The organism is Neobacillus sp. B24 (assembly GCF_055381825.1).
In genome coordinates this window covers 3,311,782-3,337,487 of the sequence record NZ_AP035777.1, presented here as the reverse complement: position 1 = coordinate 3,337,487, position 25,706 = coordinate 3,311,782, and the positions used below count along the sequence as shown (strand labels likewise).

Genomic DNA, 25,706 nt, shown 5'->3' with positions numbered 1-25,706 from the left:
TAGGAGGTGACACTAAATGGCAAATCAAAGAAAGAATAATGAAGGAATTGCAGAAGGCATTAAAAACACAGCAGGGTCTGCCTTTGAAACTGTGCATAATGCGTTAGAAGCGACTGAGAATATTGCGATGAAAACAGTCGATGCAACGAAAAATGCGGTAAACAATTTGACAGGTAACGCTCGTAATAGAAACGATCAAGAATAATGTTGAAAAAACGCCATCTGGCGTTTTTTTTGGTATAGTGGATAGTAGGAAATGAAGGCCTTTTATTGGTGTGGGAGATAACCCAGTGCAAAAGAGAATAAAATTAATTATTGATTAACAGGTTCTATAACCCGTGGTAAAATTAGGTAATCATTAATGGGAGGGATTACTGATTTTTACCTTTATTCTGTTGATCGCCCTTTTTGTAACCGTTGTCTCTATGGTTCTAGCAGCTAAAGGAAATCGTAAGCTATATTGGGTTGCTGCTCTAGCAGCCTATATATTCAGTTTTATTGCGGGCTTTAGTATTGGACAGCTTACGATTGGACTCGTTTTTATTCCATTATTGTTAGCAATTGGATATACTTTAAATCTAATAAAAAACAAAATTCAGGCTGCACTTTTTCTATTACTTGGGATTGCAACAGGCGTGGTCATGGTGTTGTATGTTGATGATGCTTGGCTATTTTTTCCTTTCCGATTTTTTAGTTAAATGGAAACCCTTTCTCAATCCCTTTTTACAGAATGAACGGAGCAGTACTGCATTATTTGGGAAAGTTGGAGCGACATGAAAAACAAAAGCGTGATATTTTTTGATATTGACGGCACCTTGTTGGATCATGATAAGAAATTGCCGATATCCACAAAAGAAGCTATTTTTACACTAAAAGAGATGGGGCACGTCGTAGCCATTGCAACAGGCCGCGCTCCGTTTATGTTTGAGGATTTGCGTGAAGAATTGGATATCCATACCTATATTGGCTATAACGGGTCATACGTGGTGTTGGAAGGAGAAGTCCTGTACACAAATCCATTAAAAATTTCATCTATAGAAAAATTAACCAGTACAGCTCTTGAGCGGAATCACCCGGTTGTCTATATGGACCACGAGGACATGAAAGCAAACGTTCCAGAACACAGTTACATTAAGGAAAGCTTTGAGTTTTTTAAGTCAAAAAGTCTTCCTGCCTATGATCCGCACTATTATAAGGGTCGTGAGTTGTACCAAGCTCAACTTTTTTGCAGTGAAGGAGAAGAAAAGCAGTACCAAGAGGAATTCCACGATTTTGATTTTGTCAGATGGCATCCTGTTGCAATGGATGTCGTTCCTAAGGGAGGTTCAAAGGCCAATGGAATCAACGAGATAGCGAAAACACTTGGGTTTTCCGAGGAGCATCTCTATGCGTTTGGCGATGGACTGAACGATATTGAAATGCTCTCAGCAGTAAAGAATAGCGTCGCCATGGGGAATGCGGAGGAAGTGGTAAAGAAAGTCGCAAAATATGTGACAAAATCAGTTGGGGATAATGGGATTCTTCATGGACTTCAATTGGTCGGTTTGTTGTAACCTTCTACCGGATAGAGCAGTATAGTTCTAATTCTTAGCGGGTTAAAAAAACGTAGGGGTCTCGGGAGGGATTTTTTGAAGATTCAAACATTTCAGCTGAAAAGCGATAGGAAAAGTATTTGTGAGGATTATTACATCTGTGATGAAAAAAAGGGACTATTCGCTGTATTGGATGGGGCCACTCCCATCTCTGATTTTGTTGATCAAGAAGGACGTAACGGTGCCGTTTTGGCTTCAAGAATTGTAGGAAATGCAATTAAAAATAGCAGTTCGCTTCCGCTTCAATCCAGAATCTCTGAGGCAAACTCCTTACTTTTAGAAGAAATGAAGAATCATAACATAGACCTAACGAAGAAAGAAGAATTGTGGTGCACCTGTTTGGCGATGGTAATAGTCGATGGTAAGTCTATCCATTTAGCCCAAATTGGAGATTGCATGATCTTTGCATCGACAAAATCGGGAGAATTTAAAAGATTAACAGAGGACATGGTATCCGGGATATCCAAAAGAGCGATGCTGCAAAGAGAGAAAGAAAGACGGGAAGGGAAAGACCTCCCTAATGGAGATTTCTATGGAGCCCCCAAAAATGCAATGATTTATAACCGTTCTTTAGCAAACCAGGAGAATGGGTATGGCGTTTTAAACGGTGACCCCGCAGCAGAGAATTTTTTGCATGTTGGAATGCTGCCGAGAGAAGAATATAGTGAGATACTGCTTATTTCGGACGGACTTTTTCCAAAGGGCAGGAACTGGGAAGACATGTTTAACATGATTAGAGACCACGGGTTACCTCAATATGCAACAGATTTAGTAGAATACGAACTATCAAACAACCTGCTTCAAGATGATAAAACAGGTATATTGATAAAGTTTTAAATTATTGGGGGACCACGGGGACGGTTCTAATATAGGCAATCGGAAGTTTTGCTCAAGTTTCGAAGCACTTTATAAGTAAACGGAATTTTAATCTAAAGGAATTACTTCTAAGGAATTATCGCAAAATTTTTGATTGCCTGAGTAAGCAGGAAGTTTTAAAGTTTTTGTACAAGTAATTCGACATCCATAGTCAAATTTCCTGCTTCTGGTGGCGCCACGGCGCCACTAGAACCGTCCCTGTGGCGACCCGTGGCGACTTTAGTTTATTCTGGTGAATTTGTATTTTCTTAAAGAAATATACATAAAAATACCCATTGAAATAGCTGACCACATAAGGGAAGCTGCAGGGTCGATGTCCTTGACGACAAATAAGGATGGGATGCTGCCAAAGGCGGAGTTGTCCATTGTGAGAAACCAGCCAATGAGCATATTATTAGCGGCATGGGCCCCAATCGACAATTCGATGCTGTTTGTTTTTGCGGAAATATAACACCAAACGAAGCCCATTAAAACATAATCCGCTCCAACCAAGATGGGAGAGTAACTCATTTCAGGATTAACAAAATGCAGTGAGCCGAAAATGCCACCTGCAATCAGTGATAAAAGAAAAGGATTCCGAATCCACTTTCCAATTAGCTGCATCAGATATCCCCTGAAGAATACCTCTTCACAGGTCGTTTGAATCGGCGTGAGAACTAACACGAGCACAAATAAGATTAGAAAATCTGAAATTTTAATATCGTTGAAAGAATAATCCCCAGGGTTTAAAATGGCATCCATTATGGTAGTGATAGCCAGGATGATAAAAAACACGATAAAGCCGAAGCTAATTTTCTTCCAGTCAATATTCCGATTTGGTGTAATCAGCGTCTTGAACTTGCGCTTATGGATGAAACGAATCGCAACAAAAATACCCAAAATCCAGATGATAAAGGTGGAATTCATTAATACGAAATTAAGTAAGGAATTGATCCCGATATATTCCTGTTTCTCAAAGTCATAATAGGTATTAGGGTTATTATCAGTTCCAACAATGAACTCCCCAATAATTGCATAAGGAATACCTGCGAGAAAAATAAATACCAGCATTAATAAAAATGAAGACAAATACCTTTTCCAACTGTTCTTGCCCTTTTCCACTTTAATAAAATCCATTCAGTTAACACCATCAATCTAGTAGTTTAGGATAAACGCATATGAAAAATATTATGTCATTATTTGGCATTTCAGTCAATCACTTCTTGGAACTTATAGAGGGTATGGAAAAACATCTCTTCAATTCCTGATTATAGTAATGAAATAAAACCTTTGACAGTTAATGAAGGTTGATGTTAAAATATAATATTTTGATAAAAAATAGGAACTGTGTTATGGTAATGGAGAGTTCTAATTTCGCGGGGGTTGGTATTACATATTTTATTTGTCCATACATTAGAGTAGACCTTCCCAACCGCTGTCATTAGTACTTAACGTTATAAATCTTCATTTTTCCTCACTTTATATGAACGTTTCTACATCTTTTATACAAATAATTCCTTACACAAATGATTTCACATAGCGTTAATATAATAAATTTAAGATAAAGGGAAAGGAGAATTCGATGTACGAGGTAAAAGGTATCCAAAGTATAGATTTCGAAGAATTAATTGGTAAAGTGAATGAGTTTCTGGGCTCCTTAGCGGACGGTAAGTTAATAGATATAAAATACAATACTACGCCTCTTGATATTAGCACTCATACGGAATATGGAGTTTATCCGGATTCAAGATATACAGCTCTAATTATTTACAAGAAATGATCCTAGATAAATCGGTTTAGCCGGGGCACAATAACTAACCTCAAATTCGGGCATGAGTTTGAGGTTTTGTTATTGTATCGAGAAGAGTAAAAATGTTAGCCTCTAAAAACCTAGTTGACAGGTAGGAATAATATGGATTATAATCCGTGTAATAAGAATGAACGCGGGAACTTTTATTAAGGGGGTAACGATTGATGAAAGAAAGATATCCGGTATTGGACGGTGCAGAATCGTTTTTTATAAAGGGAAATAACATCGGCATCTTACTCTCTCATGGATTTGTGGGAACGCCTCAAAGTGTAAAATACTTGGGAGTAAAGTTATCACAATGGGGTTATACCGTTTTTGCTCCAAGATTAACAGGCCATGGGACACATTATTATGACTTGGAGAATGCTACTCATTATGGCTGGATTTCTGACCTTGAAACGGGATATCAGTTCTTAAAGGAGAGGTGCTCAACGATTGTTGTCATGGGGCAATCGATGGGCGGGGCTTTAGCACTTTGGCTGGCAAATAAATATGAAAACATAGATGGTGTCATCACGATTAATGCTGCGTTAAGCATTCCAGATTATGAGTATTTGGTTGGTAAAACAAGTCCCAGATTTCTCCCGGAAGGCTCACCGGATATACGTTTAGAAGGTGTTGATGAAATAACCTACGCCAAAGTTCCGCTGCATGCGATTCATGAAATTCAAGCGCTTATGAAAAAAACACCTGAAATCATTCCAACCATCTCACAGCCTGTTCTTTGCTTTAAATCAAAAGTGGATCATGTCGTGCCGCCAGAATGCACAGATTATATTTTTGAACATATTGGATCGACTCAGAAAAAAGTAGTGACACTTCATAACTCATACCATGTTGCCTCGATGGATCATGATAAGGATGAAATCATTAATACAACACATGCCTTTATCGAGGGAATCTTAGCAACGGTCACAAAAGAGCGGATTGCTTTAACATAAAGACTGGAAACAAGTATTTAATAGTAATCAATTGTCAGGCACTTTCTGAGAAATAGGAAGGTGCCTGACAATTTTTATGTGCAAAAAATCTTCCATCTAAGGGAGTTATTTTTTCGCCTATAAATCAAACGTATGTTCTATAATAAAAAAGAGGTGATGTTTATGAAGTTTAACGTAGATGTCCACCTGAAGATTGATGGAACAGGCATGTTCTCTGGTGGATCGTTCACAGCAAGGAGGAAAAGTGATATTCCGGGGGTGGCACATCAATACATACAAGAAATAAAACGAGAAACCGGGTTTCGTCCAACGCTTATCGAAAAAGTTATGGTAAACGGAAGCGAGGACATAACAGATAAAGTACAAAAAATTGAAAACGATTGAATTAAAATTGGAACAATTATGCATTCCCTTCGTCTAATTACTGAATGAAATTTTTCGGTAAGGAAATAACTAGGGGGGCTTAAATTGGACTACTTAATCAATTTTGTTTTGTTGGGGTTATTTTATTTTTTGTATTTTTATAAAAGGTGGAAAAGGGGACCCAAACATGAATTTATAATCAAGACACTGATGTACGTTTATATCGTGATGGTTTTATTTGTTACCATCATGCCTTTTTCCCTTCCTACCGGGGGAATCAATCGAATTATTTTGGGGGAAGGCAATTTCACTCCGTTTCGTGATTTGAGAATGGGTTACGATGGGGCCATTAGAGGCATCGTTCTAAACATGATTATGATGATGCCTTTTGGGTTTCTATATCCCATAATCAAGAAACGGGGCGTAATAAGTACAATTGCCATGTCCTTGCTGTTTAGTTTAGGGATTGAAGGCTTCCAATTACTAAATGCATGGTGGGGCAGTCCCACTTCGAGAATCTTTGATGTTACCGACTTAATCACCAATACGTTCGGTGGTTTCGTAGGATACTGTTGTTATTTTATCTTTCGGCCAATCCAAAAAGTATTAAATAGTTGGATTCAAATATAATCCTGTCATTTCATTTTATTGATAAGATATTAAAAGTGACAGTTGTAAGGGTTCTCGCGGTTTTTATAAATTAAGGAGAGAAGTAAGTTCATGAACAATAGTTCTCTAGTATCCCACAGTTTACTATCAAGTAATTATCTAGATAATTTTGTTTCAAGGAATTATGAAGTCGGTCAGGTGAAGCTGTGCAGACTCCTTGTGAGAGGAATGAATGATACCTACAGTGTTGAAACAGACAGGGGGAAGTATATTCTTCGAGTGTATCGCTCCAATTGGAGGAGTCAGTCCGATATTTATTTTGAACTTGATGTCTTAACGTTTCTTTTTGAAAAAGGAATGGCTGTTTCTGCACCAATAAAAAGCATCGAAGGACAATTGGCAGTTGAGGTAAATGCACCCGAAGCAGTGCGATACATAACCCTTTTTACGTTTGCACCTGGAGACCGCCCGAAATTAAATCAAGAAATTAGCTATATGTATGGGAAGACATTAGCAATTATTCATAACTTCACTGACCATTTTCAACCGGCGCATCATCGTTTTTCGCTTGATTTTGATCATCTTTTAAATAAACCACTGGGCATGATTCGTCCTTTGGTGGATGAATACAATGTGGATGTTCCTTATATTGAGTCATGGGTTTATTTTATTAAAAATCATGTTCCTTCAGGATTAGATTGGGTAAACAGTGGAACAAAATCCTGAATATCTGGCATATACTAAGTATCTGGAAATTAAACGAAAAGGATGTTTGTTTATGTCAGTTCCTGCAGTGGATATTGGTACTATTACTGGCGGAGTGGTTAATTTTGGCGGGGCAGTGTTTATCTCTCCAAAAAGTTCAATAAAGACCACAACAGGTTCAGGTGGGGATAATACGGGCGTTCAAGTCAATACGGTTAATGGCGTAAGTTCCTCCAATACAGTAAGTTCTTCTGTAGCAGACCAGCCTATCGTTAGAGATAACTAGCTAGATCACACCAAACAATGTAGATTAAGCAGAATCAACCAGTCGTTATGATCTAGCCATTTCCTTAGGTGGATAAAAATGGTAATATAAAAATAAACGATCTGAGAGGGACCAATTCATGAAGGAAATTCTGTTAAAATATATGACTGAATTTACCTCCCTAAGCGATGCAGAGAAACAGAAGATCTCCGAGGCTATCAAAATCAAAGAATATCAAAAAGGAGCAGCCCTTCTTAAACAAGGAGATCTTCCATCTATTAAATGTTATTTCGGTTTAAAGGGCTGCGTTCGGCAGTTTTTTGTCGATGAAGCAGGCAAAGAGGTAACCGCAAATTTCTTTACGGAAGAACAAGCGATACCGATCATGAATGACCAAAAGCAAATGGAGCCATCGAAATACTCTTACACATGTTTAGAAGATTGCCAATTGGTCGTCGGCGACGAGGATTCTGAAAAGGTGATGTACCACAACTACTCGCAATTGGAAACGATGACCCGCAAAATGATGGAGATTAGCCTTAGCGAGGTACAGGATGAATTCGCTGAATTTATTAAGTCGACACCTGAAGAACGGTACATATCAATCGTAAACAAGCATCCTCAGCTACTACATCGTGTAGCTTGAAGATCTAAGGCGAATTATGTAAATTTAAAGAAGAAATTGAAAAGTTTGTCAGAAGGTCGAGTGAATATCTTTTGTTAAGGAGCTAATATCTTGGAAAAAACAAATTACAAACCAAAACGTCTAAAAAAATATCGGATTGAAAAGGATATTTCTATTTATCAATTAGCTGAAGATTTGGGAGTCAATTATTCTACGATATCCTATTGGGAGAATGGTAAGAAGTATCCACGACATGACATGATTATTGCGTTAGAAGATTATTTTAATCGGGCATACCGAGATTTGTTTACCGACTTAACAGACAACGAGATAAAAATAATAAATGACCTGCAGAATCTAAGGAAAATGTAAAAGAATACCGGACATAATCTATTAATTAGTACGTTCAGAATCATCGAACATAGCTTATCGGAGGTAATAATGCTAGTTATACTAACAAGCATCTTTTCCGCACGTCATCATTTTTATGACAGTTTATCATTTGATAAAGGTATTCATGATTGCCTATAAAAGGAAAGAAATATCGCTGCAAAAGTTTACTTACTTCAATTTGTCATTCAGGACATTTTCCTCCAGAACGGTAAATTTGTCCCCATACACTTTTGTTATGTGACTTTCTCCCCAGGCACATAAAGAGTCCAGAATTCCTTTTAAACTCCAACCATATTCACTGAGTTCATATTCCACTTTTGGCGGAATTTGATTATACATAATACGGTTAATGACCCCGTCATCTTCCAGCTCGCGCAATTGTTGGGTTAACATTTTTTGTGTAATGTTAGGCATCAGGCGTTTCAATTCGCTTGTGCGTTTTTTGCCGTGGGTAAGATGGCAAAGGATCACGCATTTCCACTTTCCTCCAATCACTTCCAATGTTGCTTCAACGGCAATATTATACTTCTTATTATTCATATATGCCCTCCATATCTATAGGTACTAAAAAGTACCTATCGTACTATTTGGTACCTATAGCACTTTAAAGTACGTTCTTTTCTATTAGAAATATATGTTCCATAATAACATGTGCCGGTTAATCTGCAACATACTTTATTTATCTGCTAGCGGAGATTAAATAATACAAAAAGAGACAGTAAGCAGGGGGAGAATTCAATGTCTTTAGATAAAAAACGGAGCACATTGGCGCTTTTGGCATTAGCAGTCAGCGCATTTGCGATTGGTACAACAGAATTTATCAGTGTCGGCTTATTGCCGCTGATTGCGAAGGATTTAAACATATCTGTCACAACAGCAGGGTTGACAGTTTCGATATATGCTTTAGGCGTGACATTTGGGGCGCCGGTTCTGACGTCACTTACGTCCAGGATGTCACGTAAGTCATTGTTACTTTGGGTGATGATTGTATTCATTATTGGCAACAGCATTGCGGCAGGTGCGGCAAGTATTGGCGTTTTACTTGTTGCCCGAATTCTAGCCGCATTTTCACATGGAGTGTTCATGTCAATCGGTTCGACGATTGCGGCTGATCTTGTTCCGGAAAACCGCCGGGCAAGCGCCATTGCAATTATGTTTACCGGCTTGACCGTCGCAACGGTTACCGGAGTCCCGTTTGGTACATTTATCGGGCAGCAATTCGGTTGGAGAACTTCGTTTATGGCTATTGTTGCCGTTGGGGTAATTGCCTTTATCGCAACCAGCATTCTGATTCCAGCTCAGCTGCGTAAAGGTGCTGTGACAACGTTAGGTGACCAATTCAAACTGTTGGCGAATGGCAGGTTATTGCTTTTATTCGCCATTACCGCGTTGGGATATGGAGGCACGTTTGTTGTCTTTACCTATTTAACTCCATTGCTTCAAGAGGTAACAGGATTCAAAGAAGGAACTGTGGCAGTTATTTTGCTTTTTTATGGGATTGCCATTGCCGTCGGAAATGTAATCGGTGGAAAAGCGGCAAACCGAAACCCGATCAACGCGTTGTTCTATATGTTTATTGTACAAGCCATTGTGCTGCTAGTGTTCACGTTCACTGCTCCTTATAAGGCAGCAGCATTGATAACGATATTCTCGATGGGGTTATTGGCGTTTATGAATGTGCCAGGTCTGCAGGTATATGTGGTGATGCTGGCGGAGCGTTATGTACCTAGTGCTGTTGATGTGGCTTCAGCAATCAACATAGCCGCGTTTAACGCCGGAATTGCCATCGGATCCTACATGGGCGGAGTTATTACCGATACGATTGGGCTCATTCATACGCCATGGATAGGGGCGATAATGGTACTCGGTGCTGTCATTTTGACAGGCTGGAGTCAAGCACTGGAACGCAGGGAACAAAGAACGGAAGCACGGAATGGGACACCAATTTTTCAAGAGAAATTAGGAGGAAACTGAAAATGACCGCAATAAATTTACAAGATACAACCACTTTGCATAATGGACTCAAAATGCCTTGGTTCGGAATCGGCGTGTTTAAAGTCGAAGAGGGTCCAGAGCTGGTTCAAGCTGTGAAAACGGCGATTGTGCATGGCTATCGCAGCATTGATACAGCCGCTATCTATGGAAATGAAGAAGGTGTCGGACAGGGAATTCGGGAAGGGCTGAAGGAAACAGGCATTTCGAGAGAAGAGTTATTTGTGACATCGAAGGTTTGGAATGCCGACTTAGGCTACGAGTCTACCATTGCTGCCTATCAAAAAAGCTTGGCGAAGCTCGGTTTGGAATATCTGGATTTATATCTCATTCACTGGCCGGTGGAGGGGAAATTTAAAGAGGCCTGGAAAGCGTTGGAGACACTTTATAAACAGGGCCGGGTAAAAGCGATTGGGGTAAGTAATTTTCAGATTCATCATCTGGAGGATTTAATGAAGGATGCTGAAATCAAACCGATGGTGAACCAGGTCGAGTACCACCCGCGGTTAACCCAGGAAGAGCTTCAAGCGTTTTGCCGGGAACACGGTATTGTGCTGGAAGCCTGGTCGCCGCTTATGCAAGGCCAGCTATTGGACAACCCAGTGCTGAAGGAAATCGCTATGCGGCATCACAAATCGGTTGCGCAGGTAATTTTGCGCTGGGACCTGCAAAACGGCGTCGTAACGATACCAAAATCGACGAAGGCCCATCGCATCGCTGAAAATGCCACTATATTTGATTTTCAGTTAACTGAGGAAGACATGAGACGGATTCATGACTTGAACGAAAACCACCGTGTCGGTCCGGATCCGGACAATTTTGACTTTTAATCTATTGCAGCAGAGGGACTCATCTGGAGGATGGGTCCCTTTTTAAATTATATGATTTAACCTGTTTCGTTTCTCCATCATATACATCGTATATTCTTGTGTTTTGTTGATCTAAATTTTGTAATAATACGTAGTCAATGTTTTGTTCAAAATCCTTTGGCTTTTCTAATTGTATCCCTCTTTTTGACGCAGCTGCAATGATTAATCCTAATTCATAGTACATTTTTTTAGATACTAGACCTTTTGAAATGCTTTTATTTATTTCATTAAAAAATTGAATCAAAAAATCACTTGGTAATTTATCATACAAAGACATAATTAAAAACACCTACTAATCCTACTATTCTAATAGGAATAATATCAATTATAATTAAAAATGAAAAGATTTTTTTCGCCACAAATTCATAAATTTGGGGACAGTCTGTCAGCGACTGCCCTCATTTCGTTTGTTTTTATGAAAAGTTTATTATGATTTGCGGGATCATTTCGTAAAAAATCTCCAGAATCATATTAACAAGCATAATGGCTGCGGGTATAACGAATATCGCAAAGCATACATAGGCAAGTCTCAGTCTGCGATTAGAACGATTGAGCCACCTGGTAATACGCTCAACGGAAAACGCAAGACGGAACGACCCAAACCATGCCCCCAGTTTAATAAAAATATCGATAATATTAAGTGTATTACGAAAGTACCATATCAGCACCCCGAATTTGCGGTACTAATGTTGGGGGAGAATAGAATGTTAGGAACAGGTTATAAATCAGGTGGCATAAAAAATGGCGAGCAGTACCTGTTACTCTTCGCCATTTTTGCTTAATAGAAAAGTTATTCGTTTAGTACACGTTTTGCTCCAACATAGCGATCTTTCCAGTACTTGGAATTAAGCGATTGGTATCTAACACCTTTTGAGGATGTAGCAGATAGAAATTTCCCATTTCCATCATAAATCCCAACGAAAGACACACCTTTGCCACTCGTATTAAAGAAAAGCAGATCACCTTGTTTCAGTTGTGACTTTTTCACCGTTACTCCTACTTTATATTGAGCTTTTGAGGAATGAGGTAATTTAATCTTTGCAGCAGAAGTTTTGAAAACATATTGTGTATATCCTGAAGCATCAAATCCGCTTTTAGGCGTATTGCCACCCCATTTGAATTTTGTTCCTATCGAACGTTTTCCTACCTCAACAACTTCCTGGCCCCAAGAAACGGAAGCTTCTGCTTTAAAAAGCGGTACTAATAAAAGTGTTAATCCCAAAATGACTGAAGAGAGAAACAACAAAAAGGTTTTTGGAGACCGTACAGACATTAACATTGAATACCCCTCATTTTTAATCAATTTGTTGTGCGCACACATACATAGACGCAGATGTTTTTTATCAGTTACACATTTTGGAAATTAATTTTTGGGGGGCACCACAGGGACGGTTCTACTGGTGCCGGAGCCAGAAGAACCGTCCCCATGGTCCCTTCTCATATATTGACCGTTCGGTATAATTTATTTATAATTATACCGAACGGTCAACATAAATATGAAGGGTGAAACATATATGAATGAGGCCAACACTAGAGATAAAATATTAAGGGCTGCTTCTATGCTCTTCAATAAGCAAGGCTATAATGCGACAAGTTTGAATCAAATTACAGAAGTTAGTCATTCTCCAAGGGGTTCTGTGTATTACTATTTTCCGGGTGGGAAGGAACAATTAGCTAAAGAAGCCATTAAAGAGACCGGGGAAAGAATAAAAAATTTAATAAAAGAAACGTTATCTTTACACAAAAGTACAGCATTAGGAATCAGCGATTACATTAAAAAGATTGCAAAACATTTGGAGCAATCAGATGAAAATACAACCATTTCATTAGTCGCTATGTCGAGTGAGGTTTGGTCAACAAATGAAACACTAAGACAATTTTGTGAAGAGGTTTATCAAGAGTGGGAAGGGGTTTATGTTCAAAGTCTAGTAGACTCGGGATATGAAAAAGAGGAAGCTGCACGCTTGAGTACAGCGATTCAATCGATAATTGAAGGCGCCTATACTCTTTCCCTTACCAAAAAAAGCACACAACCGTTACATATAGCTGGTGAAATAGTTTTACAATTACTCAAGGTTCATGAGTAAGGGCTAAATAAAACTTCATTTAAGGGAGAGACACAATGATGAAACTTATTGCACTTGATTTGGATGGTACGGCTTTAAATTCAAGAAAAGAAATGACGGAAGAAACAATACGAGCGATTAAAAGTGCACAACAACAAGGACATATTGTGATGGCATTATCAGGTCGACCGGCGCAATCCGTTAATATGGAGCTAACCAAATATGGTCTGGACCTTCCTGTAGGCGGCAATAACGGAACAGAATTATTCGCAAATGGGAAAGTGGTGGAGATAACAGCTTTGAATCTGTCACAAAGCCAGCGAATTGTAGTTGAGCTGGAAAAAGAATCCATGCCTTATAAAATCAGTACTGAAAAACGTTCGTTTGCACATAAAGAATGGCTTCAACGATTTGATCATGTGGTAGCATCAGGACGTGTACCCAAGAAACACTTCGAGCATAAGGATTTTAAAATGTTCACGACCCCTCCTCATGTTTACGGACAGCCATTATTTAATGGACCTGAAGAGATTGTCAATGAAAACTCGTCTGTAATCAAATTTCTTATTTTAGGACTGGATCCTGAACAGAGGCAGCGTGTACAAACAGTATTGGAAAGTATAGAAGATACGTATGTCACATCCTCTTCTCCCTTTAATATTGAAGTCACACATGTGAATGGAAATAAGGGAAATGGACTTAAATCAATGGCTCGTTTTTTTAATATTCCATTAGAAGATACGGTGGCGATTGGGGATGAAAAAAATGACATCCCTATGTTTAATGTAGCTGGTTTGTCTATTGTAATGGCAAATGCCGAAGAAGAAGTGAAAAAGCATGCCGATATTGTTACCTTAACCAATGATGAAAATGGAGTCGCATACGCGATTGAAAAGTATATATTAAAAGATTCATATGTTAAGTAACTCAACGATTTAATCGAAAAACGGAGAATGATACCCAACCTTATTGTAGGTTTTAAGTAAGATAATAGTAAAAAAAATAAGTATTAATAAAATAATTGGGTGCTTTGGTCTAGAAGGATTAACGCATCTTTTTTATTAGTTTTTTCTTTTCCAGCACAGATGCGTAAGTGGGATAGTTGAATAGCATCTTATATTTTTGTAATATTCAAATTGTTGGGTATAAAACGTTGAGGGGGGAGATTTACATGCCATTAAAAGTAGGAGATCTCATTTCGTTTGAACGGACTTTTACAAAAAGTGATGTTGAATTATTTACAGAGATTTCAAGCGATGAAGGGATTCATCATAACACTCCAGATGAACAGGGGAGACTTGTCGTACAAGGATTATTGACGGCCACACTGCCAACAAAAGTAGGCGGAGATCATAATGTACTCGCACGTAATATGAACTTTGAGTTCTTAAGACCTGTGTTTACAGGAGATACCATCATTTGTGAAGTAACAATTGAAAGGTACGAAAAACAACAAAAGAATCGAACAGCCATTAAGGCAACCTTCCTATGTAAAAACCAGCATCAAAAAGAAGTATTAAAAGGGGACTTTTCAGGGGTAATCCTGTAGATGGGACCATGGGGACGGTTCTCCTGGTGTCGGGGCCAGTAGAACCGTCCCTGTGGTTCCTTTTTTAATTAAACACAAGTAAACGATTGAATTTGTCTGAGGCTAATTCCGAAGTTAACCCATCTCCGTCCAGTCCAGCGATAGCCTGAAACAGAGTGTCGACCGATAAAAGTTGGATAGAACCAAAATTGTTCACGACCTCTTAACCATACATAGGTGTACCTGTGTAAACAACGAACCATACTGCCTGGGTCTACTGCAAATGTCCCTGCCTGCTGCGTTTGCTGCGGAACAACAGATGGCGGTGGCGATGTGGGTGGTCCGGCTTCTGGATCATGATGACCTGGTGGCTGCCCCGGAGGACCTTGATGACCTGGTGGCGGGGCAGTAGGAGGCTGAAATGAGCTAAATTGTCTAGGATCAACATAATAGTAATCTGTTTCGTATGGAATTGCCGGTAGATAAGCATCTTGACTATACGGAAGGCTATAGTAAAGATGACTATAACTAGGATACATAAAATGCACTCCCTTATTTTATTTTTCAAATTATCGTATTCCTTAGACATTCACCCATAAACTTGTTCCAACCAAAATGTGCTTTTACCTAGGAATCCTGGTTAGGTTTTATGACTGTTGAGGAGCACTTTCAAAATCAGAAGGATTAAATAACCTTTTCCAATAAATTTATAGGAACAGTTCCTAACCCAATCTCGAATTAATATAATGGCTTAGTTAAATTTGTCCAGAGGTGAGAAGGTTGGAGATACTTGGGTTATCCGTTGCGGTTCTTTTGGAGGTTATTTTTATCAATTTTGTGTTAAGTGGTGATAATGCAGTGGTCATTGCCATGGCAGCACGAAATGTGCCAAGGAAACAACAAAAGAAAGCGATCTTTTGGGGAACACTTGGAGCCATACTTTTACGATTACTTTTTGCAGTGACCATTGTTAATTTACTAGAGTTGCCTTTCGTCACCTTTGCTGGGGGCCTTCTTCTCGTGTATATCGCCATAAAACTTTTATTGGGTGACGGCGAGGAACATCATAGAGAAGGCGGTTCAAGTTTATACTCCGCTGTGAAAACAATTATTACGGCTGATGCGGTCATGTCCCTCGATAATGTACTAGCAATTGCAGGAGCAGTCGACGGAAATATGGCTGGGATTATCATTGGCGTGGTAGTTAGTATTCCCATAGTGATTTTTGGAAGCCAGATCATTCTGAAAACAATGGAAAATTACCCTATTATCACGTACGCAGGTGCTGGTATTTTAGCGTGGATAGCAGGTGAAATGATGGTCGGAGAGCCTAAATTTAAGCCTTTTCTTCCTGTCGATTTTCACTTATTGGTTCCTGCTGCTATAACCTTGATTGTCATCGGTTTTGGCTATTTATCTTCCAGAATAAAAACCGCTTAGTGTCAGGAAAATGTTGTCTGACACAAGCGGGATGGTTCCTGTTCATAACCTCAAGGCTTCAACCATGCTATACTATGTACTCCACCATTTTCAGAGTTGGAGATTACTTAGTCTTTTAGCCATGCCTCTCAGATATAGCAGCCTCTTCTCCTAGAAACAAAGCTACTCAATCACGACCAATTTAGTAAAATCCATCATTTCTACATAATCAACTATTTCCTTATGTATCTAGCAAGAAAAATAATGCAGTATCAAGATAACAATAGTATCCATTGTTACCCCTTTGGACCAGACTTTTTATAAATTTTATAGACAAATCGAAAAGAATGGTAGATTATGGGGTTATTAGGGATGGGCGCCAGTGGGACGGTTCTACTGGGGCTTGGGACCAGTAGAACCGTCCCCGTGGTTCCAATTAAAGGGGAAACGGTGATGGAAAATAAGAAATTAATTATAATAGAGGGGCTACCTGGGTCTGGAAAATCAACGACAGCTGAATTAACAAGGGATATTCTTCAGGAAAACCACATCAGCACGCAATTGTTTTTGGAGGGGAATCTGGACCATCCTGCTGATTATGATACTGTTTCCTATTTTTCTGCAGAGGAATTTGCCAGTTTAATAGAAGAATATGCAAATTATCGAAACCTATTGATTAAGCACGCAGAAGCAAAGAACGCTGGCTTTATTATTCCGCGGTTTAAGCTAAGACAGGACCTAGGTGAAGTAAAATTGCCAGAGGCACTTCAGAAGCAAATGTGGAAACATGATATTTATGAGCTCCCTATGGAAAAACATATTGAATTAATCACGGCGAAATGGAAAAGGTTTAGTGAGCAAGCAATAAATGGCGAGGTTACATACATATTTGAATGCTGCTTTATTCAAAATCCCGTTACAATCGGGATGATTAAATATGGGGCATCTGATGAGTTGGTGATGGGCTATATTAGTCGATTGGCAGAGATTATACAACCATTAAACCCGATTCTGATCTATATAAAACAGGATGATTTGCAGAAGTCGTTTGAAAAAGCGGTTCAAGAAAGACCAAAAGAGTGGTCAACTGGTTTTATTGATTATTATAATAATCAAGGTTACGGAAAGGAGCACGGTGCTGAAGGGCAAGAAGGCATATTAGCTGTGCTTGAAGCAAGGAGCGTATTGGAGTCTAAAATATTTGACGCCCTTAACATGGAAAAATTCAAAGTGGATAACTCGGCCTTTGATTTTAATGGGCATAAACAAAGAATAATAGAAAAGTTGAAGTTATAGGGAGTGTATACTTTGATAATCAAGCGTCAAGAGTTCAAGGCGAAAGATATAACCTACAGTATTCGTTCTGCAGTGATAAATGATGCCAAGTGTTTGTCGGAATTAAGATTGCAAATTGATGGTGAAACCGAAAATATGGACAGAGAAAAGGGGGAAGCGTTTATCGATCAAGCTGGATTCCGACGAATTATCGAAAGAGATACAAATCATCCCAAAAACCTATTTTTAGTGGCAGACGTGGAGGGAAGATTAGTTGGCTACTCCAGATGTGAAGGTTCTGATTTAAAACGTTTTGCTCATAAGGTTGAATTTGGTGTAGGGGTACAAAAAGACTTTTGGGGATATGGCATCGGAAAAAACCTTATGAAACAAAGCATTACTTGGGCTGACGATAACGGTATCACAAAAATGGTCCTAAATGTTCTAGAAACGAACAAAACCGGTATAGAACTGTATAAAAAACTCGGTTTTGAATTCGAAGGGACGATTAAAAATGATCGAATTCTTTCGGACGGAAACTACTATAGTACATATATGATGGGCAGATTTAAGGGATAAAAAGCTTTATGGGGGGGATCGATGTGAAAACAATTGGTTTAATAGGCGGAATGAGCTGGGAGTCTTCGATAGAATATTACCGAATCATCAATGAGGAAGTTAAACGGCAATTGGGCGGATTACATTCGGCAAAGTGTATATTATATAGCTTTGATTTTGACGAAATCGAGCGTCTTCAGGCTATGGGGGAGTGGGACCGCGCGGGGCAGGCCCTTGCAGAAGCATCATTGTCATTGGAACAAGCAGGGGCAGATATGATCGTCATTTGCACCAACACCATGCACAAGGTCATGGATGATATACGTGAAAAAGTAACAATTCCGATTCTTCATATCGCAGATGCAACCGTGAAACAAATTCAACATTCAAAACTAAGTAGAGTGGGGTTACTGGGCACGAAATATACAATGCTAGAAGACATTTACACATCGAGAATTGAGGCAACAGGAATACAGGTATTACTACCAGATATAGAGGAAATCGAACAAATAAACAGGGTGATTTATGAGGAGCTGTGCCTTGGCACAATTAATCAAACTTCAAAAGAATTTTATAAAAAGGTCATTGAAAATTTGGCAGCGAGGGGAGCACAAGGGATTATATTAGGCTGTACAGAGATTGGACTACTAGTGAAAACAGAAGATTGTGAAGTTCCATTATTTGATACCACTGTCATTCATGCTGTTGAATCTGTTAACCAAGCTTTGGAAAAATAAGATTTAGAATGGGCCCGAAGTCTTTAAGATTTCGGGCCAAAGTTCCATTAAGTCGCCAGGAGAACCGTCCCCATGGTCCCCCATGGTCCCCCATGGTCCCTCATAAATTAGTCCTTAATGGTGATTTTTCGATTTTTAAAGGATCCTGAGTGCTCCATGGTGATGTGTGCTTGAATTGATTTTATGCTGTCTTCGCGGAGTAAGGTTTCCTGATTTTTTAGTTTTTTCCATTCAGCATTGTGTTTTCTGTATAGCTGGTGCTCTAGGTTTAGAAAATCAATCTTATGTTTTAAGCCTAGTTGGTATAGTTGCCGTATCTCGGTCATGACTCCTTTTTTTACGAAGTCCTCCATATCATCGACATTGATGATGTTGTTTTTCATGCGATTACTGACAATCCCATTGGCAGAGTAAGTGATGATAAAGCGAAAGCGGCCGTTTTGTTTTTCTGGGTGAATTCTTACGACTTGGTCCTCAAGCACCGCTATAAATTCGGGATCTTTTTTGTTTGGCAGTAGTAGGGAAGCTCGCACGGTTTCCGGAACCAACCAGCGCAGACCCTTTAATTTCTCATACGGAAAATACCCTTTGTACTTATGGTTTTCAATAAAAAATGCTCCATTAATGGTTATTTTCGCCTCATTTTTTTTGTTTTTCTTCCATTGCTTGTCATTGATAGTAAGCGAGGGAATGTAGGTGGTCAGTCCTGGTTCAAAAAACTCCCGTGCAAATTGATTTAACTTGACCGGATGAATCGTGGAGCTTTGTTCATACGTACTTTCCGGACTATGCAGAATCGTATTCAACGAATTTTGATTAAAAAATCCACCTGTAGAGAGAATATCAACCATGGAGTCCTTTGTTCCAAAAATCCAAGGAGACGGCCGAAATTCATAATAGCGTGTTAAGCCATCAAAGATACTGCCCATTCCTTTTTTCAGGGCAGCTTCACTCAGAACAATGGATGTGACATGTGCCCACAGAAACCGTTCTTGTGCTGTATAATAGGCTTTAAAGAAGGCATCGATAAACGTTGCCCCGCTTGTCTCGGAAACATAAACTGTAGGCGGCACTGGGGTACCGCCTTCCCTCTTAGCAACAGAGGTCAATCCCAGCATTTGAATATACACATGGTATTTCCCATCGCGAAAGTCAACTCCGACCGCGGTGGCAAAGTTTTGATTTTCAATTTCCCCGATGTCATGGCCACAGCCAGTGACAAGAAATAGAACAAGAATGATAGAAAAAGCCATCAGTAAACTTCGCTTCATACTACTTTCTCCGCTTCTGCAAAAATGAAATGCCAAATTTTTTTCGATCAAACGGGTTTACTAACAATGCTGCTAAAAATTCTTTGAATGATAACGAAGCAATGGGTTCGAGATAGGCTATTTTAAATGACTCCAATGTAGATAAATAAATTAGAATGCTTAGAAAGCCAATAAATAGTCCATAGATTCCTAAAAAAATCGATAGTAGTAAGGTGAAAAGCCGGAGGATGCTTACAACTCCAACTAATGATTGATTCACTAGCGTGTAGCTTGCGACCGCTGATAACGCAATGATGACAATCATTGTAGGGGAGGCGAGTCCCGCTCGAATGGCGGCGTCCCCGATAATGATACCTCCGACAATCGAAACCGTTTGGCCAAGAACAGTTGGCATTCGAACTCCCGCTTCTCTTAACAATTCAAACAAAGCAAGAATAAAAATCGCTTCAAGGCCGATGGGTAAGGGCAAGCCTTCACGCGAAACAACGACAGTGGCCAACAGGGCGAACGGCAATTGATCAATATTGACAGAAGCCAGCGACACCCAAAAACCCGGCAGGAAAACGGCGACAATAAAACCGATAATCCGAATAACCCGCCCAAACAGAACTAGATAGTAAGGAAAATGGACATCCTCAGGCGATTTAAGAAGCTCAAAAAAATTGATTGGTCCAATTAGTACGGAGGGGGAGCCATTTACGATTAAAATAAACCTTCCGCGCAGCATGCTCTCGATGACATAATCGGGACGCGTGACATAATCGAATAAAGGAAACAAAGAAAAGGACCGATCCGAAAGCCATTGTTCCAATTGACCACTGCTGACAATACTTTCACCTTGAAGGTCAGCAAGCCGCTTTCTGACTTCCGCAATGATGTCTTTATTGGCTTTATCATCTAAATAAAGCAGGGAAACGTCTGTTTTACTTAGTGAACCAACGGTAAAGGACTCGCAATAAAGCTGTTCCGACTTCATTCTTTTGCGAATCAACGAAATGTTGACATTCATTTCTTCAGTAAAACTATCCTTCGGTCCTTTAATGGAAACCTCTGTCGTCGATTCCTGCGGTTTCCGTTGGGGCACATTGCTAATATCAAACACATGAAAAAACGGAGTCCCTTCCCGAAACACAATCAGGTAACCTGAAAACACAAAGTTGATCATTTCCTTCATGCTTATTATGTGCTGGACAGGGGGCAGCACGTCAAAATCCTTTCGTGGCTCTACACTGCCGATGCTTAGAAGAATCCGGTTAAAATATTCATTTAACTGTGTGGAGTCAAGCATTCCTTTGCAATAAAAAGCTTGAAGTTTCTCATCTTCTTCAATGGGGATAAATGTAATATCCGCATAATGATGAAAAAAACTTTTCAACTCCTCGCAGGACAATGCTCCTTTTTCTAAAGCATGATCGAATCGTTTCAAGTTCATATGTTTTGGGTTCCTTTCTTCATTGGCAGATAACTAATAATTAATAAGGCCAACGAAATCAACACGGCAAATAAGAGAGCAACCGGATAAAAGAATTTACCGACCATTGTTTGCACCCATATGTCACTTAGCGGAACGAAGATCAATATTCCTAACAAAATTGAAATAAGAACAAACACGTACTTTTTTTTAGAAGCAGGTGTTTCAGCTTTCAGCATGTTGGCAAGTAGGTAGAAGCCCAATGAAATGCGGATAATCTCGCCGCTTAATAATTGAAACACGGCCAAAAAGTCAACATGGGAAATATAGGATCCCAACTTGATAAGACGCCATTGTTCAAAGGCCGGGAACCGCATATCGGCCGCAACTACTGGACCAAAGGAGGACAAAGAACCCATCGTGGGTCCAAGAATCAAACCAACCAGAATCGTAATGAGAAGGAAAAGGTTGGCCAATGTAAACGATTGTTTTAAATGGTGCTGCAGAAGCAACAGCACAAGCAAATCAGCGCTTCCCCCAAGAATGACAATCGTCCCTTTGACAATGGGGTGAAAGCCATTACTAAAGACAGGGAATAGGTAGGAATAATCCTTTGCCGGTAGGGTAAATAAAGCGACGAAAATCCCAAGCAGCCAAACAAAAGGTAATAAAACCGCTGAAACATAGACTATCGATTTTAGGCCGCTATAGGCCGACCAAGCACTTATCAACAGAAAAGGCAGCATCACTACAAAGGCTGGCGTTTGCGGCAGGAAATAAATATGAACAGATTGAATCAAGTCATAAAACGAAATGGCACTTATAGTGAATACATAAACCGCAAGGATGCTGATGAAACCATAAGAAATGCCACCACTTGTTCGTGCTTTGATCCAGTCAAAAAGACACAGTCGCTGTTGGTTATTCTTCATGATCAAATAAAGGACCAACCCCCAAATGAGTAAAATCACATAGGCAACTAATGCGCATATCCATGCATCCCGCTTTCCATTTGCCAGCAAATGAGGAATGATGAGCACATGATTAGAGATACCAATAAATAGGATGAGAACAAAAAAGAATTGAGTTCGAGAAAAAAGCATGAAAACACCACCAAATAATTTCCTATCATGGTTAGGTTTAGTTTGTGTTTCCAAATTATGCATGGAATGGAAACGAGATAAACTTTTATTAAGCAACATTTCCGATGTTCAGAATAATTTTTTAATTTGACGAATGGGAAGGTCTTCATTATAGTAATGTTATTAGAGAAAAGAATACCCGTCTTGAACGGGAGAGGTTCATAGCTGATACCCTCTATAAAAAACTATGGATTCATGACAATAGGCCATGTCCATAAGGATGTGGCTTTTTATGTTTTTATCCTTGTTAGTTTGTAATAGAACGGAAGCGTGAAACTCTCTTGTGAAAGTGTGGAACCCACCATTTAACAGGAGGTTTTTTTATGTCTGGAAGAAGTCATGAAGAAGGTTTAAAGGATTTAACCCTACTCGGGAATCAAGGAACAAAGTATGTTTTTGAATATGCACCGGAAGTATTGGAGTCCGTCGATAATCTTCATCCGGACCGCGATTACTTCGTGAAGTTTAATTGTCCGGAGTTTACTAGCCTATGCCCACTGACCGGGCAGCCAGATTTTGCAACGATGTATATCTCCTATATTCCTGACAAGAAAATCGTCGAAAGCAAATCACTGAAATTATATTTATTCAGCTTCCGGAATCACGGGGACTTTCATGAAGACTGCGTCAATATCATCATGAATGATTTAATCAAGCTGCTAGATCCTAGGTATATTGAGGTTTGGGGCAAATTTACACCACGTGGCGGAATATCCATTGATCCGTGGTGCAATTACGGAAAACCGGGAACCAAGTATGAAGAAATGGCCAATTTCCGCTTGATGAATCATGATCTGTATCCTGAAAAAATTGACAACAGGTAAATGGAAACTCACCGATTGGCGAGTCCGTTAGGACGAAGACAGAGGTGTAGTTGAATTTATGCGCGCGAAGCTGAGATATGAAATTCTGATTAGCAAAGGTAGGAGTAAAGAAATGATTTTTTATTTAAATGGTATTTTTGTAGGATTATTAATTTTGGCCAATATCGTGGCCGTTAAGTTATTTAGCATTGGTGACAACATTATGCTGCCAGCAGCAGTCATTGTATATATTTTTACCTACCCCCTCATCAACGTGATCGTGGAGGTTTATGGAAAAAAAGAGGGGAAAAGAACCGTGCAGGCGGGGTTAGTAACACAAATTTTCGCTCTTATCTTTATTGCGATTACCGTGCATTTGCCGTCGGCACCAGTGTTTAAAGACCAAGCTTCATTTGAAACCATCTTAAATGGAAGCTTCCGGGTCATTCTGGCAAGTCTCATTTCCTACACAGTCAGCCAAAATCTCGATGTGTTTGTGTTTAATAAATTGAAGAGCAAGCATGGGGAGAAAAAGCTTTGGCTTCGTAATAACGCGTCCACCATGCTGAGTCAATTAATCGATACCACGATCTTTATCACGATTGCTTTTTATGGAACGATGCCAATCGCTATTTTGGGGTCCTTAATCATTACCCAGTACATTTTCAAATTTTTAGCAGCGATTTTAACGACTCCAATCGTTTATTTCCTTGTTAATCTCGCAAGAAGGATGGACTCTGACTCCAATGTTTCTAAAAATACAGTAACGAGATAACTATTAGCTTTATTTTAAAATGGCCGATGGATAAGAAATCCGTTGGTCTTTTTTTTGAAAATTACTTGCTGAAATAGAAATAAAGCATGAGATATATGAATAAACTAGCCCTATCAACAGAAAAACACCAAAATGAACAAACATTTCATTGTTATTGTAAAATTTCAAATAAATATAGTAATAGAATTCCTGCCCAATTGATCGTTGCGGTAAGGGAACTATTACAGTTCATTCTTCTTTGAAAGGGATGAATCCTATGGATAAAAAGCAATTAGTTGAAAGCGCAATCAGGGTGAAGGACAACGCCTATATTCCTTACTCCCATTTCCCGGTTGGAGCAGCACTATTATTAAAAGATGGCACTGTCATTAATGGAGTAAACGTAGAGAATGTTACCTTTGGAGCAACAAATTGCGCGGAGCGAACAGCCATTTTCACGGCAGTGACGAATGGCTACAAAAAAGGGGATTTCCAGGCGATTGCTATCGCAGGAAATACGGCAGATTATTTGCCCCCCTGCGGTATATGCAGACAGGTTATGGCAGAATTTTGTTCGCCTGAAATGCCGGTTTATTTAACAAACGAGAAAAGAGAAATCCTAGAACTAACGCTAAGGCAGTTATTACCTTATGCTTTTACTAATTTGGATATGTAATAGCGAATTCAGTATACATAAATAATGGTCAGCCCATTTAACGGGTTGACCATCTTTTATTTTCATAAACTTAACGGTTTAAGGAGTACTTTTCCAAATCGAGAGTTTGTATTCCTGTTGCTTTTATAAAACTTCCTTCGAAGTCGCCTGTTTTATTTGTTGACTTAATTATTTCTCTAAGGATTCCTTCCCCATAATGTTCAATCAAATACTTAATAGCAAAATAACTTTGTTTATATACATTTGTGTCTTCCTGCAATCTTGCAGCTTGCCATTGGTCTCCACCCTTCAATTGACCCAACGGTACAGCTTTGAAATGGGAGAATTCTACAATCGTTTTATCGTTACCTATGTATTCAGCGATTCCTTCTTGAAACCATAATGGATAAGCAGCAGAACCGCCTTTCGAATTGTCAATCAATCGTTGGAAAATATAGTGAGTATACTCGTGTAGGATAGATTTTTGGAAGAAATAAAGAGGTGTTTCTTTTTTTTCTAAGATTAACTCTTTATACTCATTATCAAAATAGGTAATCCCAACTAATTTATCAAAATCCGAATAAAATCCTGAAACATCCTCAAGGTCAGAAATCTGCTCCATTTCTTCCTTATCTTTAAATACGATCAAATCAACTGTTTTTAGTTTACTTGTTCCAAACACCTCTGCATTTTTAGCTATGGCCCAATCGATTGTTTCTTTTGTAATCGGCATAAGTTCTGAAAACTCATCTGGATAATAAATGGTAATATTTTTATATTTTTCTTTCAATCTGTTTTCCTTTAAATTTTTCTCAGTCTTTCCTTCAAAATTTTGGGTTAGTGCCATTTTGATAGATGAAAAAAAAGGAATATCCGCATTTGTTGCTTTTTCAAGTGTCTTATTTATAAATACACTTATTCCTATTGCTAGTAATAAGAAAATAATAAATAAAACAACAAAAAATGATTTAAACAGTTTCTTCATTTCTCCAACTACCTTTAGTTCTAATTTTCTAAAAACTCCTTCACTATAACTATATTAGCATAAAATGGTATTTCCTTTCGAAA

General features: G+C 39.0%; 33 protein-coding genes and 1 riboswitch. Of the genes, 24 read left to right on the top strand and 9 right to left on the bottom strand.

Annotation, left to right across the window (positions count from 1 at the left end):
• Positions 1-16 precede the first annotated feature (16 nt).
• From ACZ43M_RS16350 to ACZ43M_RS16335, 4 genes are all read left to right on the top strand, one after another.
• A complete protein-coding gene (locus tag ACZ43M_RS16350) occupies positions 17-205 on the top strand; it encodes a hypothetical protein (protein WP_464503606.1) in 189 nt (62 codons plus the stop codon).
• Between the two features lie 220 nt (positions 206-425).
• On the top strand, positions 426-698 hold the full coding sequence (locus tag ACZ43M_RS16345; RefSeq protein WP_464503605.1) for a hypothetical protein: 273 nt from the start codon (positions 426-428) through the stop codon (positions 696-698).
• A 75-nt stretch (positions 699-773) separates the two neighbouring features.
• The gene (locus ACZ43M_RS16340) at positions 774-1,553 is read left to right on the top strand and encodes a Cof-type HAD-IIB family hydrolase (protein WP_464503604.1); all 780 of its coding nucleotides are present in this window, start codon (positions 774-776) and stop codon (positions 1,551-1,553) included.
• A gap of 75 nt (positions 1,554-1,628) precedes the next feature.
• Positions 1,629-2,429: a protein phosphatase 2C domain-containing protein gene (locus tag ACZ43M_RS16335; protein ID WP_464503603.1), complete on the top strand. Its 801-nt coding sequence runs from the start codon at positions 1,629-1,631 to the stop codon at positions 2,427-2,429.
• 258 nt (positions 2,430-2,687) lie between these two features.
• Here ACZ43M_RS16335 and ACZ43M_RS16330 read toward each other — a convergent pair whose 3' ends face one another.
• Positions 2,688-3,584: a lysostaphin resistance A-like protein gene (locus tag ACZ43M_RS16330; RefSeq protein WP_464503602.1), complete on the bottom strand. Its 897-nt coding sequence runs from the start codon at positions 3,582-3,584 to the stop codon at positions 2,688-2,690.
• 445 nt (positions 3,585-4,029) lie between these two features.
• On the opposite strand from ACZ43M_RS16330, the gene ACZ43M_RS16325 reads away from it, so the two are divergent.
• From ACZ43M_RS16325 to ACZ43M_RS16290, 8 genes are all read left to right on the top strand, one after another.
• Complete coding sequence (locus ACZ43M_RS16325; RefSeq protein ID WP_464503601.1) at positions 4,030-4,227, top strand: sporulation protein Cse60; 198 nt, start codon at positions 4,030-4,032, stop codon at positions 4,225-4,227.
• Between the two features lie 194 nt (positions 4,228-4,421).
• A complete protein-coding gene (locus ACZ43M_RS16320) occupies positions 4,422-5,198 on the top strand; it encodes an alpha/beta hydrolase (protein WP_464503600.1) in 777 nt (258 codons plus the stop codon).
• A 162-nt stretch (positions 5,199-5,360) separates the two neighbouring features.
• A complete protein-coding gene (locus tag ACZ43M_RS16315; protein WP_464503599.1) occupies positions 5,361-5,582 on the top strand; it encodes a hypothetical protein in 222 nt (73 codons plus the stop codon).
• Positions 5,583-5,666: 84 nt separating this feature from the next.
• Positions 5,667-6,191 (top strand): VanZ family protein, encoded by a 525-nt coding sequence (locus ACZ43M_RS16310; RefSeq protein WP_464503598.1) that lies wholly within the window; start codon positions 5,667-5,669, stop codon positions 6,189-6,191.
• Between the two features lie 90 nt (positions 6,192-6,281).
• The gene (locus tag ACZ43M_RS16305) at positions 6,282-6,896 is read left to right on the top strand and encodes a phosphotransferase (RefSeq protein ID WP_464503597.1); all 615 of its coding nucleotides are present in this window, start codon (positions 6,282-6,284) and stop codon (positions 6,894-6,896) included.
• A 52-nt stretch (positions 6,897-6,948) separates the two neighbouring features.
• On the top strand, positions 6,949-7,161 hold the full coding sequence (locus tag ACZ43M_RS16300) for a spore germination protein (protein ID WP_464503596.1): 213 nt from the start codon (positions 6,949-6,951) through the stop codon (positions 7,159-7,161).
• Between the two features lie 118 nt (positions 7,162-7,279).
• Positions 7,280-7,786 (top strand): Crp/Fnr family transcriptional regulator, encoded by a 507-nt coding sequence (locus ACZ43M_RS16295; protein ID WP_464503595.1) that lies wholly within the window; start codon positions 7,280-7,282, stop codon positions 7,784-7,786.
• A gap of 90 nt (positions 7,787-7,876) precedes the next feature.
• Complete coding sequence (locus ACZ43M_RS16290; RefSeq protein ID WP_464503594.1) at positions 7,877-8,137, top strand: helix-turn-helix transcriptional regulator; 261 nt, start codon at positions 7,877-7,879, stop codon at positions 8,135-8,137.
• A 189-nt stretch (positions 8,138-8,326) separates the two neighbouring features.
• Here the strand turns inward: ACZ43M_RS16290 and ACZ43M_RS16285 are convergent, their stop codons facing one another.
• Positions 8,327-8,698: a winged helix-turn-helix transcriptional regulator gene (locus ACZ43M_RS16285; RefSeq protein WP_464503593.1), complete on the bottom strand. Its 372-nt coding sequence runs from the start codon at positions 8,696-8,698 to the stop codon at positions 8,327-8,329.
• Between the two features lie 198 nt (positions 8,699-8,896).
• Here ACZ43M_RS16285 and ACZ43M_RS16280 point away from each other — a divergent pair, with 198 nt between their 5' ends.
• Positions 8,897-10,132, top strand: a complete 1,236-nt coding sequence (locus tag ACZ43M_RS16280) for an MFS transporter (protein WP_464503592.1) — start codon at positions 8,897-8,899, stop codon at positions 10,130-10,132.
• Between the two features lie 2 nt (positions 10,133-10,134).
• Positions 10,135-10,980, top strand: a complete 846-nt coding sequence (locus ACZ43M_RS16275; protein ID WP_464503591.1) for an aldo/keto reductase — start codon at positions 10,135-10,137, stop codon at positions 10,978-10,980.
• 19 nt (positions 10,981-10,999) lie between these two features.
• Here ACZ43M_RS16275 and ACZ43M_RS16270 read toward each other — a convergent pair whose 3' ends face one another.
• Positions 11,000-11,296 (bottom strand): hypothetical protein, encoded by a 297-nt coding sequence (locus ACZ43M_RS16270; RefSeq protein ID WP_464503590.1) that lies wholly within the window; start codon positions 11,294-11,296, stop codon positions 11,000-11,002.
• Positions 11,297-11,809: 513 nt separating this feature from the next.
• The gene (locus ACZ43M_RS16265) at positions 11,810-12,298 is read right to left on the bottom strand and encodes a C40 family peptidase (RefSeq protein ID WP_464503589.1); all 489 of its coding nucleotides are present in this window, start codon (positions 12,296-12,298) and stop codon (positions 11,810-11,812) included.
• Positions 12,299-12,533: 235 nt separating this feature from the next.
• Between ACZ43M_RS16265 and ACZ43M_RS16260 the strand changes: the two genes are divergently transcribed.
• The 3 genes from ACZ43M_RS16260 (at position 12,534) to ACZ43M_RS16250 (ending at position 14,634) form a co-directional block, all read left to right on the top strand.
• Entirely contained in the window at positions 12,534-13,106 is a 573-nt protein-coding gene (locus tag ACZ43M_RS16260; RefSeq protein WP_464503588.1) for a TetR/AcrR family transcriptional regulator, read from the top strand.
• Between the two features lie 35 nt (positions 13,107-13,141).
• A complete protein-coding gene (locus ACZ43M_RS16255; RefSeq protein ID WP_464503587.1) occupies positions 13,142-14,011 on the top strand; it encodes a Cof-type HAD-IIB family hydrolase in 870 nt (289 codons plus the stop codon).
• 245 nt (positions 14,012-14,256) lie between these two features.
• Positions 14,257-14,634, top strand: coding sequence for a hotdog domain-containing protein (locus ACZ43M_RS16250; protein ID WP_464503586.1), 378 nt, complete (start codon positions 14,257-14,259; stop codon positions 14,632-14,634).
• A 68-nt stretch (positions 14,635-14,702) separates the two neighbouring features.
• Here ACZ43M_RS16250 and ACZ43M_RS16245 read toward each other — a convergent pair whose 3' ends face one another.
• A complete protein-coding gene (locus tag ACZ43M_RS16245; protein WP_464503585.1) occupies positions 14,703-15,152 on the bottom strand; it encodes a hypothetical protein in 450 nt (149 codons plus the stop codon).
• Between the two features lie 241 nt (positions 15,153-15,393).
• On the opposite strand from ACZ43M_RS16245, the gene ACZ43M_RS16240 reads away from it, so the two are divergent.
• The 4 genes from ACZ43M_RS16240 to ACZ43M_RS16225 all read left to right on the top strand — a co-directional run bounded on the left by ACZ43M_RS16240 (position 15,394) and on the right by ACZ43M_RS16225 (position 18,602).
• Complete coding sequence (locus tag ACZ43M_RS16240; protein ID WP_464503584.1) at positions 15,394-16,053, top strand: TerC family protein; 660 nt, start codon at positions 15,394-15,396, stop codon at positions 16,051-16,053.
• A gap of 432 nt (positions 16,054-16,485) precedes the next feature.
• On the top strand, positions 16,486-17,328 hold the full coding sequence (locus tag ACZ43M_RS16235) for a P-loop NTPase family protein (RefSeq protein ID WP_464503583.1): 843 nt from the start codon (positions 16,486-16,488) through the stop codon (positions 17,326-17,328).
• A gap of 12 nt (positions 17,329-17,340) precedes the next feature.
• Positions 17,341-17,886, top strand: coding sequence for an N-acetyltransferase family protein (locus ACZ43M_RS16230; RefSeq protein WP_464503582.1), 546 nt, complete (start codon positions 17,341-17,343; stop codon positions 17,884-17,886).
• 23 nt (positions 17,887-17,909) lie between these two features.
• Positions 17,910-18,602, top strand: coding sequence for an aspartate/glutamate racemase family protein (locus ACZ43M_RS16225; protein ID WP_464503581.1), 693 nt, complete (start codon positions 17,910-17,912; stop codon positions 18,600-18,602).
• A gap of 107 nt (positions 18,603-18,709) precedes the next feature.
• Here the strand turns inward: ACZ43M_RS16225 and ACZ43M_RS16220 are convergent, their stop codons facing one another.
• From ACZ43M_RS16220 to ACZ43M_RS16210, 3 genes are read right to left on the bottom strand one after another with little or no spacing between them, the layout of a single operon-like run.
• The gene (locus tag ACZ43M_RS16220; RefSeq protein WP_464503580.1) at positions 18,710-19,873 is read right to left on the bottom strand and encodes a Ger(x)C family spore germination protein; all 1,164 of its coding nucleotides are present in this window, start codon (positions 19,871-19,873) and stop codon (positions 18,710-18,712) included.
• Position 19,874: 1 nt separating this feature from the next.
• Positions 19,875-21,305 carry a spore germination protein gene (locus tag ACZ43M_RS16215; RefSeq protein ID WP_464503579.1) on the bottom strand — a complete coding sequence of 477 codons (1,431 nt, stop codon included), beginning with the start codon at positions 21,303-21,305 and terminating at the stop codon, positions 19,875-19,877.
• Entirely contained in the window at positions 21,302-22,387 is a 1,086-nt protein-coding gene (locus tag ACZ43M_RS16210) for an endospore germination permease (RefSeq protein WP_464503578.1), read from the bottom strand. Before ACZ43M_RS16210 ends, ACZ43M_RS16215 begins: the two co-directional genes overlap by 4 nt.
• 187 nt (positions 22,388-22,574) lie before the next feature.
• Positions 22,575-22,621: riboswitch (PreQ1 riboswitch) on the top strand.
• 128 nt (positions 22,622-22,749) lie between these two features.
• Between ACZ43M_RS16210 and queF the strand changes: the two genes are divergently transcribed.
• The 3 genes from queF (at position 22,750) to ACZ43M_RS16195 (ending at position 24,659) form a co-directional block, all read left to right on the top strand.
• Positions 22,750-23,250 carry a preQ(1) synthase gene (queF, locus tag ACZ43M_RS16205; protein ID WP_464503577.1) on the top strand — a complete coding sequence of 167 codons (501 nt, stop codon included), beginning with the start codon at positions 22,750-22,752 and terminating at the stop codon, positions 23,248-23,250.
• A gap of 112 nt (positions 23,251-23,362) precedes the next feature.
• Positions 23,363-24,004 (top strand): queuosine precursor transporter, encoded by a 642-nt coding sequence (locus ACZ43M_RS16200; RefSeq protein ID WP_464503576.1) that lies wholly within the window; start codon positions 23,363-23,365, stop codon positions 24,002-24,004.
• Positions 24,005-24,251: 247 nt separating this feature from the next.
• Positions 24,252-24,659 (top strand): cytidine deaminase, encoded by a 408-nt coding sequence (locus ACZ43M_RS16195; protein ID WP_464503575.1) that lies wholly within the window; start codon positions 24,252-24,254, stop codon positions 24,657-24,659.
• Positions 24,660-24,729: 70 nt separating this feature from the next.
• On the opposite strand, the gene ACZ43M_RS16190 is transcribed toward ACZ43M_RS16195, so the two are convergent.
• Positions 24,730-25,623, bottom strand: coding sequence for a collagenase (locus ACZ43M_RS16190; protein WP_464503574.1), 894 nt, complete (start codon positions 25,621-25,623; stop codon positions 24,730-24,732).
• Between the last annotated feature and the right edge of the window lie 83 nt (positions 25,624-25,706).

Bases quoted from the DNA above. Each gene is read 5' to 3' on its own strand.
- ACZ43M_RS16265 (WP_464503589.1), bottom strand. From the start codon at position 12,298: ATGTTAATGTCTGTACGGTCTCCAAAAACCTTTTTGTTGTTTCTCTCT.
- ACZ43M_RS16210 (WP_464503578.1), bottom strand. From the start codon at position 22,387: ATGCTTTTTTCTCGAACTCAATTCTTTTTTGTTCTCATCCTATTTATT.
- ACZ43M_RS16235 (WP_464503583.1), top strand. From the start codon at position 16,486: ATGGAAAATAAGAAATTAATTATAATAGAGGGGCTACCTGGGTCTGGA.
- ACZ43M_RS16350 (WP_464503606.1), top strand. From the start codon at position 17: ATGGCAAATCAAAGAAAGAATAATGAAGGAATTGCAGAAGGCATTAAA.
- ACZ43M_RS16195 (WP_464503575.1), top strand. From the start codon at position 24,252: ATGAATCCTATGGATAAAAAGCAATTAGTTGAAAGCGCAATCAGGGTG.
- ACZ43M_RS16280 (WP_464503592.1), top strand. From the start codon at position 8,897: ATGTCTTTAGATAAAAAACGGAGCACATTGGCGCTTTTGGCATTAGCA.
- ACZ43M_RS16215 (WP_464503579.1), bottom strand. From the start codon at position 21,305: ATGAACTTGAAACGATTCGATCATGCTTTAGAAAAAGGAGCATTGTCC.
- ACZ43M_RS16320 (WP_464503600.1), top strand. From the start codon at position 4,422: ATGAAAGAAAGATATCCGGTATTGGACGGTGCAGAATCGTTTTTTATA.
- ACZ43M_RS16260 (WP_464503588.1), top strand. From the start codon at position 12,534: ATGAATGAGGCCAACACTAGAGATAAAATATTAAGGGCTGCTTCTATG.
- ACZ43M_RS16300 (WP_464503596.1), top strand. From the start codon at position 6,949: ATGTCAGTTCCTGCAGTGGATATTGGTACTATTACTGGCGGAGTGGTT.
- ACZ43M_RS16255 (WP_464503587.1), top strand. From the start codon at position 13,142: ATGATGAAACTTATTGCACTTGATTTGGATGGTACGGCTTTAAATTCA.
- ACZ43M_RS16250 (WP_464503586.1), top strand. From the start codon at position 14,257: ATGCCATTAAAAGTAGGAGATCTCATTTCGTTTGAACGGACTTTTACA.
- ACZ43M_RS16245 (WP_464503585.1), bottom strand. From the start codon at position 15,152: ATGTATCCTAGTTATAGTCATCTTTACTATAGCCTTCCGTATAGTCAA.
- ACZ43M_RS16200 (WP_464503576.1), top strand. From the start codon at position 23,363: ATGATTTTTTATTTAAATGGTATTTTTGTAGGATTATTAATTTTGGCC.
- ACZ43M_RS16345 (WP_464503605.1), top strand. From the start codon at position 426: ATGGTTCTAGCAGCTAAAGGAAATCGTAAGCTATATTGGGTTGCTGCT.
- ACZ43M_RS16285 (WP_464503593.1), bottom strand. From the start codon at position 8,698: ATGAATAATAAGAAGTATAATATTGCCGTTGAAGCAACATTGGAAGTG.
- ACZ43M_RS16295 (WP_464503595.1), top strand. From the start codon at position 7,280: ATGAAGGAAATTCTGTTAAAATATATGACTGAATTTACCTCCCTAAGC.
- ACZ43M_RS16190 (WP_464503574.1), bottom strand. From the start codon at position 25,623: ATGAAGAAACTGTTTAAATCATTTTTTGTTGTTTTATTTATTATTTTC.
- ACZ43M_RS16325 (WP_464503601.1), top strand. From the start codon at position 4,030: ATGTACGAGGTAAAAGGTATCCAAAGTATAGATTTCGAAGAATTAATT.
- ACZ43M_RS16270 (WP_464503590.1), bottom strand. From the start codon at position 11,296: ATGTCTTTGTATGATAAATTACCAAGTGATTTTTTGATTCAATTTTTT.
- ACZ43M_RS16305 (WP_464503597.1), top strand. From the start codon at position 6,282: ATGAACAATAGTTCTCTAGTATCCCACAGTTTACTATCAAGTAATTAT.
- ACZ43M_RS16275 (WP_464503591.1), top strand. From the start codon at position 10,135: ATGACCGCAATAAATTTACAAGATACAACCACTTTGCATAATGGACTC.
- ACZ43M_RS16330 (WP_464503602.1), bottom strand. From the start codon at position 3,584: ATGGATTTTATTAAAGTGGAAAAGGGCAAGAACAGTTGGAAAAGGTAT.
- ACZ43M_RS16340 (WP_464503604.1), top strand. From the start codon at position 774: ATGAAAAACAAAAGCGTGATATTTTTTGATATTGACGGCACCTTGTTG.
- queF (WP_464503577.1), top strand. From the start codon at position 22,750: ATGTCTGGAAGAAGTCATGAAGAAGGTTTAAAGGATTTAACCCTACTC.
- ACZ43M_RS16220 (WP_464503580.1), bottom strand. From the start codon at position 19,873: ATGAAGCGAAGTTTACTGATGGCTTTTTCTATCATTCTTGTTCTATTT.
- ACZ43M_RS16315 (WP_464503599.1), top strand. From the start codon at position 5,361: ATGAAGTTTAACGTAGATGTCCACCTGAAGATTGATGGAACAGGCATG.